We start from the raw sequence: 12,765 nt of genomic DNA, 5'->3' as shown, positions 1-12,765 counted from the left end.
CGGCACCCCCGTCGCCTCGGCCGTCACCGCGACCGGGCTGACCCTCACCTGGCCCGCGGCCACCGACGCCGGCGGCAGCGGGCTGGCCGGCTACGAGGTCACCCAGGCGCAGGTGGGTAGCGACGCGCTCGTCCTGCTCAACTCGGCCACCAACACCCTGGCCGTGACCCGGCTGCTGCCCGAGCGGACGTACCGCTTCACGGTGCGGGCCCGCGACGGCGCCGGCAACCGGTCGACCGCCTCGCCCGTGGCCGAGGTGACCACGCCGGCCGCCCCGGCACCCGACACCGTCGCGCCGACCCGACCCGGCACCCCGACCGCCTCGGCGGTCACCGCCACCGGGCTCACCCTGAGCTGGGCCGCGTCCACCGACAACGTCGCCGTCACCGGCTACCGCGTCTACCGGTCGGCCGCCGGCGGGGACACGCTGGTCGGCTCGCCCACCGGCACCACGCTGGCGGTGACCGGGCTGACCGCCGCGACCGCGTACCAGTTCCACGTGGTGGCGGTGGACGCGGCCGGTAACGCCTCGGCGGCGTCCGCGCCGGTCGCCGTCACCACCGCCGACCCGCCCGCGTCCGGCGGCTGCGCCGTGACCTGGACGACCAGCGGCTGGGACAGCGGCTTCACCGCGAACGTCACCCTCACCAACACGGGCACCACCGCGATCGACGGCTGGACGCTCGCCTTCACCTTCCCCCACGCCGGCCAGAAGGTCGGCCAGGGCTGGTCGGCGACGTGGACCCAGACCGGCGCCGCGGTCACCGCCACCAGCCTCTCCTACAACGGCCGGCTCGCGCCGGGCGCGTCGACCAGCTTCGGCTTCAACGGCACCCACACCGGATCGAACCCCAAGCCCGCCGCGTTCACCCTCAACGGCACCCCCTGCACCGTCTCCTAGCCTGATCCCCGGTGGCGCTGTCCGCGCCACCGGCGGGCTGGCGCGGACGCATCGCCGTCCGCGTTCCCGGCGGGCGCGGACGTCACCGTCCGCGCCACCGGCGGACGTCACCGTCCGCGCCAGCCGGAATCTTGGACAGTTGCCGTTCTCGCGGAACGGCAACTGTCCAAGATTCATCCCTCGGGGCGCCAGCCGGCGGCCGTCAGGGCGCGGCGGAGGGAGTCGGCCACCTCGGTGGGGCGGGCGCGGATCAGCCACGCCGGGAAGCGGAGGACGCGGTCCCCCGAGGTCCAGACGTCGTTCTGGCGCCGCATGTCGGCCGCCCAGTGCCGGACGTCCATGTGGTGCGCGCCGTCGATCTCGACGTGCAACCCCCACTCCCGCCAGTACGCGTCGAGCCACCGCGTCCGCCCGGAGGCGTCGGCGCGCCGCTGCTGGAGGTGAGGCGCGGGCAGGCCGTGGCGGCGGCAGAGCCGGACGAAGTCGATCTCCGAGAGCGCCTCCGCGCCACCGGCGATGTCGGCCACGGTCTGCCGGATCAACGCCCGCCGACGGGCCCGGGGCAGCGCGTCCAGCACCGCCGACAACTCCGCCGGCGTGACCCGTCGCTGCTGACAGCCGGCCGCCAGCGCCGCCTGCGCCTGGTCGACGGTGCGGGCCCAGCCGGCCGCGTCCACCAGCGCCCGGGCCGTGGTGGTCCGCGGCGGTCGGGCGAGCTGGAGATGCGCCGGTGGCAGCACCGACGCGCGGTGCACGACGACCGCCGGCATGTCGATCGGCAGCCGGCCCAGCACGGTGCGCCCCGCCCGCCGGTGCGCCGGCACGAGCACGTGCAGCGGCTCGCGCCGCAGTCCGCGTACGCCCGCCTCGGCGGCAGCCGTCGGGCCGGCCAGGACAGCACCGGGCCCGGTGGCGAGCACGGCGACCCACAGTTGCTGGTCCCGGGTCAGCCGGCCGTTGCCCATCAGCACGACACCCCGGCAGATCGCACGCCACCGTCCGGAGCGCACGCGTCCGCGTACGGTGCCCTCGGTCAGCGAACGGGTCGCCTGGGCGGTGGTGAACGACGCCGGCCTGCTCGAACGTCAGCCAGTCGAGCGCGTCGGCCTCGTCGGCCGGAAGGTCGGGGTACACCCGTCGCAGCCTCGCCGCCGGCTGCGCCTCCCGCCGCCCCGCGCGGAGATCCCGGGCGGTAACCGCTCGCGATTCGGGGCATTCCCTCCTCGTGGAGTTGCTGACGGTGGGGCACGGGGCGGCGGACCGGGAGCGCCTGGGCGAGCTGCTGGCCGGCGCCGGGGTCACGCTCGTCGTGGACGTGCGGCGGTTCCCGGCCAGCCGGACCAACCCCGACGTACGCTGCGAGGAACTGGCCCGCTGGCTGCTGGCGGCCGGCGTGGACTACCGCTGGGAGCAGCGCCTCGGCGGCCGGCGGCACACCCCGGCCGGCACCGACGAGCCGGACACCTGGTGGACCGTCGCCGCCTTCCGGGCGTACGCGGCGTACACCCGTACCGCAGACTTCCGGACGGCGCTGGAGGCGGTGCTGGCGGACGCGGCGGCCCGGACCACGGCGGTGATGTGCAGCGAGAGCGTCTGGTGGCGCTGCCACCGGCGGCTGATCGCCGACGTCGCCGTGCTGGGGCGCGGCGTGCCGGTGTCCCACCTGATGCCGGACGGCCGGCTCACCCCGCACCGCCCCGCCGAGGGCGCCCGCCAGCTGCCGGACGGCGACCTGATCTGGGACGCCTGAAAAGCTCCCCGCCGGACCCACCCGCGCGGCCACCGCCGGGCGTGCTCCGTGTCAGGAGGTGGGCGTGGACCCTGAGGAGTCGTTCCGGGCGTACGTGTCCGGGCGGATCGCGGCGCTGTCCCGGGCGGCGTGGCTGCTGACCGGTGACCAGCACCAGGCCGAGGATCTCGTGCAGCTCACGTTGGTCCGGGTAGCTCGGCACTGGGAGCGGGTGAGCGCGGCCGGCGACCCCGAGCCGTACGTCCGGCGGACCATGTACACCCAGCACGTCTCGCTCTGGCGGCGTCGCTGGCGGGACGTGGACCTGCGCGCGGACCCGCCGGAGCAGGCGATGCCCGACGGGACCGCCGGCGTCGCCCGCGCGATGGTGGTCCGTGCCGCACTGGCCCGGCTCGCCCCACGCCAACGGGCCGTGCTGGTGCTTCGCTTCTTCGAGGACCTCACCGAGGCGGAGACCGCTGACGCACTCGGCTGCTCGGTCTCGACCGTCAAGAGCCAGACGCGGGACGCCCTGGCGCGGCTGCGGGCACACGCCCCCGAACTGGCCGACCTGGTCGGCGTCACCACCCGGGAGGACCGATGAGCGAGGAGTTGCGTATCGCGCTGCGTGAGCTGGGCGAGCGGATGCCGCCGGCCCGGCTGCCCGGCGACCCGTGGGCCACCGGGCGGCGGCAGCGGCGGCGGGCCCGCTGGCGTACCGCGGGGGCGGCGCTGGTGGCGGTGCTGGCCTCCGCGCTCGGCGTGCCGGCCGGGCTCACGGCGCCGGGCCCGTGGGCGACGCCGGCGGCGGCCCCGGACGGCGTGCCGGAGCGGATCGGCCTGCCGTACATGTGGCAGGCCACCGTGCAGCAGGACCCGCCCGGGCCGGCCTCGCTGCTGTTCAGCGGCGGCGGCCTCGGCCTGCGCGGTGTCGACGGCCTCGACCACGAGGGCAAGGTCGCGGTCCTCGGCCGCGACGGCCGGTACCGGATGTTGCTCTACGGCGGCCGGGAGAGTGTCGCGGGGGAGGAGGTGCTGCTCTCCCCGGACGGCCGGTACGTCGCCGACGATTCCAACGACGGCTGGGTGGGCGTCACCGACCTCACCGACGGCAGCCGCCGGGTCTTCACCGGCTGGGCCGGCGGCACCTGCTGCGGCACACCGGTGGCCTGGGCGCCCGACGGCAGCGCACTGCTCGTCCTGCACCACTCGGCGGAACCCGTGGACCACGACGCCGAGGACGACCGCCGGCCCAGCCGGCTGGTGCTGCTGGAGCTGGCCAGCGGCGCGACCAGGGAACTCGGGCCGGGGCTCGGCGACCGGTGGAGCGTGCGGACCGGCTCGCTGGCCGCCTTCTCCCCGGACGGTTCACGGATCGTGGTCAGCGCGGGCGAGGAACTGGTCATGCTCGACCGCGAAGGGGAGTCGTCCTGGTCCAGGCGGCTGGGGCCGGAACGCCGGCTCGCCGGGATCGGCGCGTTCACCCCCGACGGCTCAGCCGTCGCCGTGCTCCACCTGGACGGCTGCCTGACCCGGTGCGACGCGGACCAGCGGGCCGCCCGCACCTGGCGTGTCGAGTACGTCGACGCCGCCACCGGACGCGACGGCGCCGGCCCCGCGCTCCCGCCGGTACGCGGGCAGGCACTGCGAGCGCTCGGCTGGCGCGGTGGGACCGAACTGGTGGCGTTGCGCTACGAGCCGGAGCCGGGCACTAGCACGACCGACCTCCCGGACTGGAACGACACCGGCTACTGGGAGACGGGGCACGTCCAACTGGTGGCCCTGCGCCCCGACGGTCACGTCGAGACGCTGCTCGACCCGCCCGGTCAGGTGTGGGCGATGGACGTGGCGCGGGACCTGCTGGTGGCCGGCCGCTTCGGCGCTCCGGCGACCGACCCTCGCCCGTTCCCGGCCCGGCCGGTCATCCTGTTCGTGGCCGTGCCGCCGGCCCTGCTCGTCGCCGCCGTGCTGGGGGCGGTGCTGCTCTGGCGGCGGCGCCGACGATGGCTGCGGACGATCCGCCCCGCCCCGCCGGGCCGCTGACGAGGCTCGACCCGGTCGGCTCAGTCGGCCAGGTCGTCGGCGAGCAGGTCCATCAGCAGCCCGTCGTGCCAGCGCCCGTCCTCGCCGCGTTCGTAGCGGCGCAGCACCCCGACGGGACGGAAGCCGACCTTCGCGTACGCCCGGACGGCCGCCGTGTTCGCCGCCGCCGGGTCGATGGTGAACCGGTGGTGGCCGTGCTCGTCGATCAGGTGCCGGACCAGGGTGCGGATCGCGTCTCCGCCGAGCCCCGCGCCGCGTACCGCCGGGTCGAGGAAGACGTCCATGCTGGCGTGCCGGTAGTCGGGGTCGTCCTCGGCGTACCACTGGATCGCGCCGACCACCCGGCCGTCGTGTTCGATCGCGTACACCGTCAGGGCCTCGTCGGCGAGGTCGGCCCGGACGGCGGCGACCAGGTCGTCGCCGCCGCGCCACCAGCGCCGGACCTCCGGGGTGGCCCGGATCGCGGCGAGCGCCGCCACGTCGGCGGCCGTCGCCGGCCGCAGGGTCACCGCCCGGCCCCGCAGCATCGCCCTCAGCCCCGGATCTCGCCGTGCTCGACGCAGACGGCCGCCCAGCCGACCGGCAGCACCTGCACCTTCATCCGCCGGCGGCAGTGCGCGCAGAAGCGCGGCGGCTCGAGCACCCGGGCCGCCGCGCACCCGTCGTGCGACCCGGCCGCCACGGCCTCGCCGCAGCGGTCGCACCAGGCGGCCGACGCCCTGTCGGCCGCCGGCACCGCGTCACTCGTCGTCACCGGGGCGCTCACAGCGTCGCGGAAAGCGCCTTGACCGGCATCTTCAGGTCGTCGAGCAGGTCCAGGTCGGCCGTCGCCGGCCGGCCCAGCGTGGTCAGGTAGTTGCCGACGATCACCGCGTTGATGCCGCCCAGCAGGCCGTCGCGGGTGCCCAGGTCACCGAGGGTGATCTCCCGGCCGCCCGCGTACCGCAGGATGGTGCGCGGCATGGCCAGCCGGAAGGCGGCGATGGCGCGCAGCGCGTCCTTGCCCTCCACCACCGGCCGGTCGCCCAGCGGGGTGCCGGGGCGGGGGTTGAGGAAGTTCAGCGGGACCTCGTGCGGGTCCAGCTCGGCGAGCTGCGCGGCGAACTCGGCCCGCTGCTCCACCGTCTCGCCGAGGCCGAGGATGCCGCCGCAGCAGACCTCCATGCCGGACTCGCGGACCATCCGCAGGGTCTCCCAGCGCTCCTCCCAGGAGTGCGTGGTGACCACGTTGGGGAAGTAGGAGCGGCAGGTCTCCAGGTTGTGGTTGTAGCGGTGCACGCCCATGTCGACCAGCTCGTCGACCTGCTCCTTGCTGAGCATGCCCAGCGACGCGGCCACCTGGATGTCGACCTCGGCCTTGATCGCGGCGACGCCCTCGCGCATCTGCTTCATCAGCCGGGCGTCCGGGCCGCGCACCGCCGCCACGATGCAGAACTCCGTCGCCCCGGTCGCCGCGGTCTGCTTCGCCGCCTCGACCAGCGAGGGAATGTCCAGCCAGACCGACCGGACCGGGGAGGTGAACAGGCCCGACTGCGAGCAGAAGTGGCAGTCCTCCGGGCACCCGCCGGTCTTCAGCGAGACGATCCCCTCGACCTCCACCTCGGGCCCGCACCACCGCATCCGCACCTCGTGGGCGAGCTGGAGGGCGGCGGGCAGCTGCTCGTCGGGCAGGTTCAGCACGGCGAGGACGCCGGCCTCGTCGAGACCGACGCCGTTCTCCAGCACCTGGGTTCGGGCCTGGTCGAGGATCTCTGGCATGGCTCGTACCCTACAAGGCCACCTGGCCGGGAGAAACGGCCCGCGTGTCGGGCCGCCGGCGCAGGGGTGGACACGCCGGGCCCGGGGCCGTGGGTGGTAATTTCGCCCGGCGGAATCGGCCGACGACGGCCGGCGGGGCGGCGTGGGGGTGACGGTGGCGGACTGGCTGGCGGCGCTCGACCGCCGCGCCGAACTACGCGCGAAGGCGGGGCTGACCCGCCGGCTGCGACCCCGGGCCGCCGGCGACGCCGTGGTCGACCTGGCCGGCAACGACTACCTCGGCCTGGCCACCCACCCCCAGGTCACCGCCGCGGCGGCGCGGGCGCTGTCGGCGTACGGGCTGGGGGCCACCGGGTCGCGGCTGGTGCGGGGCTCCACCGACGCCCACCACGCGCTCGAGGACACCCTCGCCGACTGGCTCGGCGCCGAACGGGCCCTCGTCTTCTCCTCCGGCTACCTGGCGAACCTCGGGGCGGTCCGGGCGCTGGTGCGGCCCCGTACGCTGCTCGTCTCCGACGCCCACAACCACGCCTCCCTGATCGACGGCTGCCGGATCTCGGGCGCCGAGACGGTGGTGACCCCGCACGCCGACGTCGCGGCGGTGGCCGCCGCGCTCGCCGCCGCGCCCGGCCGGCCGGCGGTGGTCGTCACCGAGTCGGTCTTCTCCGTCGACGGCGACCTGGCCCCGCTGGCCCGGCTGCACGCCGTCGCCCGGGAGCACGGCGCGTTGCTGCTGGTCGACGACGCGCACGCCCTCGGGGTGACCGGCCCGGCGGGCGCCGGGGGCGTCGCCGCCGCCGGCCTCGCCGGCCAGCCCGACGTGGTCGTCACCGCCACCCTCTCCAAGGCCCTCGGCGGCGCGGGCGGGGTGGTCGCCGGGCCGGCGGAGTTCGTCCGGCACGTGATCGAGACCGGCCGGACCTTCATCTTCGACACCGCGCTGCCTCCGGCCGTGGCCGCGGGCGTGCACGCCGCCGTCGGGCTGGCCCGCGCCGGCGACGACCTGCGCGCGGAGCTGGCCGAGCGGGCCGCCCTGGTCGTACGCCGGCTGGGCGCCGCCGGGCTGGCGGTCTCCGCCCCCGACGGCGCGGTCGTCTCGGTCACCGCTCCCGGCCCTGAGGCGGCGAGCGCCTGGGCGGCCGACTGCCGCGACCGGGGAGTCGCCGTCGGCTGTTTCCGGCCCCCGTCCACGCCGGACAACCGGTCCCGGCTGCGGCTGACCATCGGCGCCGGCATCTCCCGAGCGGACTTCGAGCGGGCACTGGAGACCATCGTGGAGTGTGCACCCGTCAGCGCGAGGAGTGAGCTGGGGTTGCGAGCCCCGCAGTCGCGAACAAGGGTGACGCCGTGAGCGCGAGGAGTGAGCTGGGGTTGCGAGCCCCGCAGTCGCGAACAAGGGTGACACCGTGAGCCGGGGTGGGGACATGACCGGGCCGTGGCGCGGGCCGGTGCTGGTGACCGGCACCGACACCGACGTCGGCAAGACGGTGGTCACCGCGGCGATCGCGGCCGCCGCGCAGGCGGCCGGCCTGCGGGTCGCGGTGGTCAAGCCCGCCCAGACGGGTACGGCCGGCGGCGAGCCGGGCGACGTCGACGCGGTCAACCGGCTGGCCGCCCCGCTGACCGGCCGGACCCTGGCCAGCTTCCCCGACCCGCTCGCCCCGCTGGCGGCGGCCCGGGTCGCCCAGTTGGCGCCGCTGGAGCTGGACACCGCCGTCGACGCGGTCCGCGAGGAGGCCGACAAGCACGACCTGGTGCTCGTCGAGGGCGCGGGCGGCCTGCTCGTGCCGATGGGGCTGTGGCCGGAGGGGAAGCCCTGGACGGTGGCGGACCTGGCGGTGGCGCTGGGCTGCCCGGCCGTGGTGGTGACCCGGGCCGGCCTGGGCACCCTGAACCACACCGCGTTGACGCTGGAGGCCCTGGAACGTCGGGGGGTGCCGGCGGGCGTGGTGGTCGGCGCCTGGCCGGCGGCGCCGGAGCTGGTGCACTGGGCCAACCTGACCGACCTGGTGCCGAGGCTGATGGGCGCCCTTCCGGCCGGGACCGGGGCGATGGATCCGGGGGTCTTCCGCCGGTCCGCGTCCGGCTGGCTCACCCCCGCCCTGTACGGGGTGCTCGACGACTGGCGCGCGTGGGCCGAGGAGATCAGCTGAGCACCTGACTTTCGTCGGTGCCGGCGCAGGTCGGGCGTGGGTAGCCTGACCGCCGTGGGGAACTGGTGGTCCGTCCGGGTGGGCGGCGCGGTGCGGTCCCGGGAGGTCGTCCGGCGGCGGCTCGGCGACCTGCTCCTGTGGGCGACGACCGCTGCCCCGATCGCGTACGCGCTTGTCACCCCGCCGCACGCGGGGCCGGCCACCGCCCGGCTGGCCGGCGCGTTGCTGCTGCTCGCGGTGGCGGTCGCGGTGAGCCGGCGCTGGCCGGTGGTCGCCCTGGTCGGGGTGGTGCTCGGGTCGTTGCTGGACGGCAACTTCCTCTTCGCGATCCCGGTGTTCAGTTATCTGACCGGTCGCCGCAGCGCCACCGCCCGCCCGGCCGCCGTCGCCTTCGCCGCGCTCGCGGCCGGCGGCACCGCGCTCAACCTGGGGCTGCTCGGCACCGGCGCGGCCACCTGGTTCCTGCTCGCCTCGGTGCTGCTCTTCGCCGGGGTGTTCCCGTGGCTCGTCGGGCGGTACCGGCGGCAGCAGGCCGCCCTGACCGAGGCCGGCCGCCGGCACGCCGAGGCGCGGGAGCGCGAGCGGCGGGGCACCGCGGAGCGGGTCCGACTGCGGGAACGGGCCCGCATCGCCCAGGAGATGCACGACTCGCTCGGGCACGACCTGAGTCTGATCGCCCTGCGCGCCGCCGCCCTGGAGGTGGCCGACGACCTCGCGCCCCGGCACCGGGCCGCCGCCGGGGAGCTGCGGGCCAGTGTCGCCGCCGCCACCGAGCGGCTGCACGGGATCATCGGGGTGCTCCGGGAGCCGGACGGGGCGGCGACCACCCGGCCGGCCGACGAGAGCGTCACCGAGCTGGTCGACGGGGCCCGGGAGGCGGGCATGGCGGTGCGCCTGGACGGCGTGGACGCCCTGGCGCAGCTGCCGCCGATGGCCGCGCACGCCGCGCACCGGGTGGTCCGCGAGGCGCTGACCAACGCCGCCCGCTACGCCCCCGGCGCGCCGGTCAGCGTCGTGCTGGCTGCCAACGGCGACCGGATCGACGTGGCCGTCGTCAACGCGGCGCCACCGGCCGGGCCGCTGCCGGGCCCGCCGTCCACCGGTTCCGGCCTGCTCGCCCTCGCCGAGCGGGTCCGGCTCGCCGGCGGCGTCCTGACGACCGGTCACCAGGACGGTGGCGGCTTCGCCGTCCGTGCCCGCCTGCCGGCGGCGGCCCGGGCGGGCGCCGACGCCCTCCCGTCGGGTGGAGGCGACTCCGGCCCCGCCAGCGGCCGGTGGCCGGCGGGCGGCTGGTCGGCGGGCGAGGCGGACGAGGCGGGCGAGGCGGACGGGCCGGGGTTTCCGGTCGCCCCAGGTGCGGGCGCCGACGCGTCCGACGGTGAGGCGCCGGGGGAGCGGCCGGGCGAGGCCGAGCGGCGGCTGCGCGACGCCCGCCGGCGGGTCCGGCTCAGCCTGCTGACGGCGCTCGGCGCCCCGGCGGGCCTCGCGCTGGTCCTCTCCCTCGTCTACTACCCGGTCGCCACCGCCGGTACGGTCCTCGACGACGGGGCCTTCGCGCGGATGCCCGTGGGCGCGCAGCGCGCCGAGCTGACCGGGCTGCCCCGACGGCAGTCGGCCCCGCCCGCCGGGACGGCGCGTCCCGGCTGCGAGCACTACACCGACGGCAACTTCCCCCTGGCCCAGCCGACGTGGCGGCTCTGCTTCGTCGAGGGCCGGCTGGTCAGCAAGGAGCGGATCGACGGATGAACGCCGACACGGCCGGCCCGGTGCGGGTCGTCCTCGCCGACGACGAGGCGATGATCCGGGCCGGTGTCCGGGCCATCCTGGCCACCGATCCGGGTATCGAGGTGGTGGCCGAGGCGGGTGACGGCCGGGCCGCGGTGGAACTCGTCCGGGCGCACCGGCCCCGGGTGGCGCTGCTGGACATCCGGATGCCGAGGCTGGACGGGCTCTCCGCCGCCGCCGAGATCCGCCGGCTCGTGCCGGAGACGGCGACGCTCATGCTGACCACGTTCGGCGAGGACGACCACGTCGCCCGGGCGCTCGGGCACGGGGCGAGCGGATTCCTGCTCAAGGCCGGCGACCCACGCGAGTTGATCGCCGGGGTGCACGCCGTCGCCGACGGCGGCGCGTACCTGTCACCGCAGGTGGCCCGTCGGGTCATCGAGCTGGGCGGTGACCGGCTGGCCCGCCGGCCGGTGGCCCGGGACCGGCTCGCGGGGCTGACCGAGCGGGAGCGGGAGGTGCTCGCGCTGGTCGGGGCGGGCCTGTCCAACGCCGAGATCGCCCGCCGGCTGCACCTGGTCGAGGGCACCGTGAAGAGCTACCTGACGAGCGTCTTCACCCGGCTCGAGGTGCGCAACCGGGTGCAGGCGGCGATCCTCGCCTACGAGGCGGGGCTGGTCGAGCCGACCGGCTGACCCGCCCCGCCCCGGCGCCTCGCACGTCCCGGCGGTCTCGCGCGTTCGCCCGGCTTACGCGTCGCGGCGGCGCAGCGCGGCGCGGCCCAGCAGCAGCGCGGCGCCGGCCCAGCCGGCGAGCAGGAGCAACCCGACCGGTGCCGGGTACGGGTCGGTGTCCCCGGCCAGGAAGTGCCCGCCGGCGACCCCCGGGAAGGCGTCGGCGATCCGGTTGAGCACGGCGATGTCCGGTTCCTGCAACGACAGCGGGACGATCATCAGCGTGGCGACGAGCACGGTCAGGGTGAGCACCGCGCTGCGCAGGGCCGCGCCGAGCCCGAGGGCCAGCACGCCGACCAGCGCCAGGTAGGTCGCCACCGCCAGGACGTCGCCGACGGTGCCGCCCGCCGGCGCGGCGCCCCAGCGGCCGAGCACCGGCCGCGCCACCAGCGCGCCGACCGCGCCGAGCAGCAGCCCGAGCGCGAACGTCACCGCCGCGGTCACCACGGCCTTGGCCAGCAGTACCCGGCCGCGCGACGGCGTGCACTGCAGGGTGGTACGGATCGTGCCGCTGGTGAACTCGCTGGTGATCACGAGCAGGCCCAGCGCCAGCACGGCGTACTGGGTCAGCTCGACCGAGCCGATCACGACGCTGCCGGCGGTGACGATCCCGGCGTCGTCGGCCGGGTCGTCGTTGGTGTTCGCGTTGGCGGCGTAGATGGCCAGCTGACCGGCGGTGGCGGCCATCAGCAGCACCCCGGCCAGCAAGGACCACCAGGTGGAACGCACGGACCACACCTTGGTCCACTCGGCGGAGATCGTGTTCATCGTGCCTCGCTCACGGTCGGGGTGCCGGCGTACTCGACGCTGTCGGCGGTCAGTTCCATGAAGGCCTGTTCCAGGGAGGCCCCGTGTGGGCTGAGCTCGTGCAGCCGCACTCCCAGCTCGTACGCCAGGTCGCCGATCCGCTCGACGGTGGCGCCGGTGACGGTCAGCTCGTCGGGGCCGGCCGGCTCGACGGCGGCCCCGGCGGCGGTGAGGCGCCCGGCGAGGGCGGCGAGGCCGGCCGGCTGCGGGCTGCGTACGCGCACGGCCACCGCGCTGCCGGCGATGACCTCGTCGATCGGGGCGTCGGCGAGCAGGCGGCCCCGGCCGATCACCACCAGCCGGTCGGCGGTGAGCTGCATCTCGGTCATCAGGTGGCTGGAGACGAAGACCGTCCGGCCCTCGTCGGCCAGGGATCGCATCAGCTGCCGGACCCAGCGCACCCCGTCCGGGTCGAGGCCGTTGACCGGCTCGTCGAACATCAGCACCGGCGGGTCGCCGAGCAGCGCCCCGGCGATGCCGAGCCGCTGGCCCATGCCGAGGGAGAGGGTGCGGCCGGGCTTGGCGGCGGCACGGGCGTCCAGCCCCACGGTGGCGAGCACCTCGTCCACCCGGCGGTCCGGTATCCCGTTGCTGCGGGCCATCGCGAGCAGGTGCGCCCGACCCGAGCGGGCGGGGTGGACGGCCCGGGCGTCGAGCAGCGCGCCGACCTCACGCAGCGGGCGCCGCAGCTCCCGGTACGCCCGCCCGCGCACGAGCGCCTGCCCGGCGGTGGGGCGGTCCAGCCCGAGGATCATCCGCATGGTGGTGGACTTGCCGGCGCCGTTCGGGCCGAGGAAGCCGGTGACCCGGCCGGGCCCGATGTCGACGGTCAGGGCGTCGACGGCGGTCGTGCCCCCGAACCGCTTCGTCAACCCACGTAATGTGATCATGCGCCGACGCTAGGTCCGGAACCCC

At 76.4% G+C, this 12,765-nt stretch carries 14 protein-coding genes; 8 read left to right on the top strand and 6 right to left on the bottom strand.

All coding sequences use genetic code 11. The annotated features are described in order from the left end of the window. Nucleotides 1-901, top strand: a 901-nt coding sequence (locus tag F6X68_RS23315; protein ID WP_192581513.1) for a cellulose binding domain-containing protein, incomplete at its 5' end; no start/stop codon positions are given. A gap of 173 nt (nucleotides 902-1,074) precedes the next feature. Here the strand turns inward: F6X68_RS23315 and F6X68_RS23310 are convergent. Beyond that, entirely contained in the window at nucleotides 1,075-1,866 is a 792-nt protein-coding gene (locus F6X68_RS23310) for an endonuclease domain-containing protein (protein WP_225852384.1), read from the bottom strand. Between the two features lie 260 nt (nucleotides 1,867-2,126). On the opposite strand from F6X68_RS23310, the gene F6X68_RS23305 reads away from it, so the two are divergent. The 3 genes from F6X68_RS23305 to F6X68_RS23295 all read left to right on the top strand — a co-directional run bounded on the left by F6X68_RS23305 (nucleotide 2,127) and on the right by F6X68_RS23295 (nucleotide 4,673). Next, nucleotides 2,127-2,651: a DUF488 family protein gene (locus F6X68_RS23305; protein WP_151456280.1), complete on the top strand. Its 525-nt coding sequence runs from the start codon at nucleotides 2,127-2,129 to the stop codon at nucleotides 2,649-2,651. Nucleotides 2,652-2,715: 64 nt separating this feature from the next. Continuing rightward, nucleotides 2,716-3,234, top strand: coding sequence for a SigE family RNA polymerase sigma factor (locus F6X68_RS23300; RefSeq protein WP_151456279.1), 519 nt, complete (start codon nucleotides 2,716-2,718; stop codon nucleotides 3,232-3,234). Beyond that, entirely contained in the window at nucleotides 3,231-4,673 is a 1,443-nt protein-coding gene (locus tag F6X68_RS23295; RefSeq protein ID WP_151456278.1) for a hypothetical protein, read from the top strand. Before F6X68_RS23300 ends, F6X68_RS23295 begins: the two co-directional genes overlap by 4 nt. Nucleotides 4,674-4,693: 20 nt before the next feature. On the opposite strand, the gene F6X68_RS23290 is transcribed toward F6X68_RS23295, so the two are convergent. The 3 genes from F6X68_RS23290 to bioB are packed head-to-tail and all read right to left on the bottom strand — an operon-like array spanning nucleotide 4,694 to nucleotide 6,431. Next, nucleotides 4,694-5,200, bottom strand: a complete 507-nt coding sequence (locus F6X68_RS23290) for a GNAT family N-acetyltransferase (protein WP_151456277.1) — start codon at nucleotides 5,198-5,200, stop codon at nucleotides 4,694-4,696. Nucleotides 5,201-5,205: 5 nt separating this feature from the next. Continuing rightward, nucleotides 5,206-5,427 carry a hypothetical protein gene (locus F6X68_RS23285; protein ID WP_151456276.1) on the bottom strand — a complete coding sequence of 74 codons (222 nt, stop codon included), beginning with the start codon at nucleotides 5,425-5,427 and terminating at the stop codon, nucleotides 5,206-5,208. An 8-nt stretch (nucleotides 5,428-5,435) separates the two neighbouring features. Beyond that, nucleotides 5,436-6,431 (bottom strand): biotin synthase BioB, encoded by a 996-nt coding sequence (gene bioB / locus F6X68_RS23280; protein WP_151456275.1) that lies wholly within the window; start codon nucleotides 6,429-6,431, stop codon nucleotides 5,436-5,438. A 154-nt stretch (nucleotides 6,432-6,585) separates the two neighbouring features. Between bioB and F6X68_RS23275 the strand changes: the two genes are divergently transcribed. From F6X68_RS23275 to F6X68_RS23260, 4 genes are all read left to right on the top strand, one after another. After that, nucleotides 6,586-7,782 carry an 8-amino-7-oxononanoate synthase gene (locus F6X68_RS23275; RefSeq protein ID WP_151456274.1) on the top strand — a complete coding sequence of 399 codons (1,197 nt, stop codon included), beginning with the start codon at nucleotides 6,586-6,588 and terminating at the stop codon, nucleotides 7,780-7,782. Nucleotides 7,783-7,855: 73 nt separating this feature from the next. After that, nucleotides 7,856-8,584, top strand: coding sequence for a dethiobiotin synthase (gene bioD, locus F6X68_RS23270; protein WP_151456282.1), 729 nt, complete (start codon nucleotides 7,856-7,858; stop codon nucleotides 8,582-8,584). Nucleotides 8,585-8,638: 54 nt separating this feature from the next. Continuing rightward, nucleotides 8,639-10,330: a sensor histidine kinase gene (locus tag F6X68_RS23265; RefSeq protein ID WP_225852383.1), complete on the top strand. Its 1,692-nt coding sequence runs from the start codon at nucleotides 8,639-8,641 to the stop codon at nucleotides 10,328-10,330. Then, nucleotides 10,327-11,004 (top strand): response regulator transcription factor, encoded by a 678-nt coding sequence (locus F6X68_RS23260; RefSeq protein WP_151456273.1) that lies wholly within the window; start codon nucleotides 10,327-10,329, stop codon nucleotides 11,002-11,004. The genes F6X68_RS23265 and F6X68_RS23260 overlap by 4 nt, the downstream gene beginning before the upstream one ends. Nucleotides 11,005-11,058: 54 nt before the next feature. On the opposite strand, the gene F6X68_RS23255 is transcribed toward F6X68_RS23260, so the two are convergent. Together F6X68_RS23255 and F6X68_RS23250 are read right to left on the bottom strand one after the other, a co-directional pair. After that, a complete protein-coding gene (locus F6X68_RS23255) occupies nucleotides 11,059-11,811 on the bottom strand; it encodes an ABC transporter permease subunit (protein WP_151456272.1) in 753 nt (250 codons plus the stop codon). Then, a complete protein-coding gene (locus tag F6X68_RS23250; protein ID WP_151456271.1) occupies nucleotides 11,808-12,740 on the bottom strand; it encodes an ATP-binding cassette domain-containing protein in 933 nt (310 codons plus the stop codon). The genes F6X68_RS23255 and F6X68_RS23250 overlap by 4 nt, the downstream gene beginning before the upstream one ends. Between the last annotated feature and the right edge of the window lie 25 nt (nucleotides 12,741-12,765).

This window comes from Micromonospora sp. AMSO12t, from assembly GCF_008806585.1.
GTDB classification, from domain to species: domain Bacteria; phylum Actinomycetota; class Actinomycetes; order Mycobacteriales; family Micromonosporaceae; genus Micromonospora; species Micromonospora reichwaldensis.
The sequence above is the reverse complement of the archived record's forward strand: the minus strand, read 5'-3'. Positions and strand labels throughout refer to the sequence as shown.

Coding starts and splice junctions, on each gene's coding strand:
- F6X68_RS23310 (WP_225852384.1), bottom strand. CDS start 1,866: ATGGGCAACGGCCGGCTGACCCGGGACCAGCAACTGTGGGTCGCCGTG.
- F6X68_RS23295 (WP_151456278.1), top strand. CDS start 3,231: ATGAGCGAGGAGTTGCGTATCGCGCTGCGTGAGCTGGGCGAGCGGATG.
- F6X68_RS23290 (WP_151456277.1), bottom strand. CDS start 5,200: ATGCTGCGGGGCCGGGCGGTGACCCTGCGGCCGGCGACGGCCGCCGAC.
- bioB (WP_151456275.1), bottom strand. CDS start 6,431: ATGCCAGAGATCCTCGACCAGGCCCGAACCCAGGTGCTGGAGAACGGC.
- bioD (WP_151456282.1), top strand. CDS start 7,856: ATGACCGGGCCGTGGCGCGGGCCGGTGCTGGTGACCGGCACCGACACC.
- F6X68_RS23260 (WP_151456273.1), top strand. CDS start 10,327: ATGAACGCCGACACGGCCGGCCCGGTGCGGGTCGTCCTCGCCGACGAC.
- F6X68_RS23255 (WP_151456272.1), bottom strand. CDS start 11,811: ATGAACACGATCTCCGCCGAGTGGACCAAGGTGTGGTCCGTGCGTTCC.
- F6X68_RS23250 (WP_151456271.1), bottom strand. CDS start 12,740: ATGATCACATTACGTGGGTTGACGAAGCGGTTCGGGGGCACGACCGCC.